This window comes from Faecalibacterium sp. DFI.5.82, assembly GCF_029076575.1.
In the GTDB taxonomy this organism is placed as follows: Bacteria; Bacillota; Clostridia; order Oscillospirales; family Ruminococcaceae; genus Faecalibacterium; species Faecalibacterium duncaniae.
Window position 1 is genome coordinate 1 of the sequence record NZ_JARFIS010000655.1, and the last position, 304, is coordinate 304.

The 304-nt window shown below is 55.6% G+C and carries 1 pseudogene; it reads left to right on the top strand.

Annotation, left to right across the window (positions count from 1 at the left end):
- Positions 1-212, top strand: a pseudogene (locus P0G09_RS18300) (uridine kinase); the annotation flags it as partial.
- Between the last annotated feature and the right edge of the window lie 92 nt (positions 213-304).

Consider the following 304-nt stretch of genomic DNA (forward strand, 5'->3'; position numbering starts at 1 on the left):
GCATCCTGCGGGATGTCAAGGAGCGGGGCCGCTCTCTTTACAGTGTCAATGCCCAGTACCGCGCCACTGTCAAGCCCATGCACGAAGCCTATGTGGAGCCCAGTAAGCGCAACGCCGATATCATCATCCCCAATGGCGGTGAAAACGGCCCCGCCATCGAGATGCTGGTCCACCATATCCGCAGCCTGATCCAGAAGGCGAATCTGCGCTGAACTTTCACCGCAGTTCCGTTTGATACCAAAAAAGGGGTGGTTCCCGACTGCTGGGTATCCGTAAAACAGTTTTCGAAAAATGACACGGCAAC